Annotated in this window: 1 protein-coding gene; it reads right to left on the bottom strand. The window is 61.4% G+C overall.

Annotation, left to right across the window (positions count from 1 at the left end; genetic code table 11):
- Positions 1 to 4 precede the first annotated feature (4 nt).
- The coding region (locus tag NQL71_RS29705) for an aldehyde dehydrogenase family protein (protein WP_274643795.1) at positions 5 to 373 on the bottom strand (369 nt) is incomplete at its 5' end.

Genomic DNA, 373 nt, shown 5'->3' on the forward strand with positions numbered 1-373 from the left:
TTTTTTAATGCTTGAACATCACATGCCGCACGACGGTGTAATCCTCCAGCCCATACATCGACATGTCCTTGCCATACCCGGACAGCTTCTGCCCGCCATGGGGCATTTCGCTGACCAGCATGAAGTGCGTATTGACCCAGGTGCAGCCGTACTGCAGGCGCGCCGACAGGCGATGGGCGCGGCCGACGTCGGCGGTCCACACCGATGACGCCAGGCCGTAGTCCGAGTCGTTGGCCCAGCCCAGCACCTGCGCTTCATCAGTAAATTGGGTCACCGAGACCACCGGCCCGAACACTTCGCGGCGCACGATCTCGTCGTCCTGCTGCGCATCGGCCAATACCGTCGGCTCGAAGAAGAAGCCATTGCCCTCGAC

Source organism: Pseudomonas serbica (assembly GCF_028823535.1).
GTDB lineage: Bacteria > Pseudomonadota > Gammaproteobacteria > Pseudomonadales > Pseudomonadaceae > Aquipseudomonas > Aquipseudomonas serbica.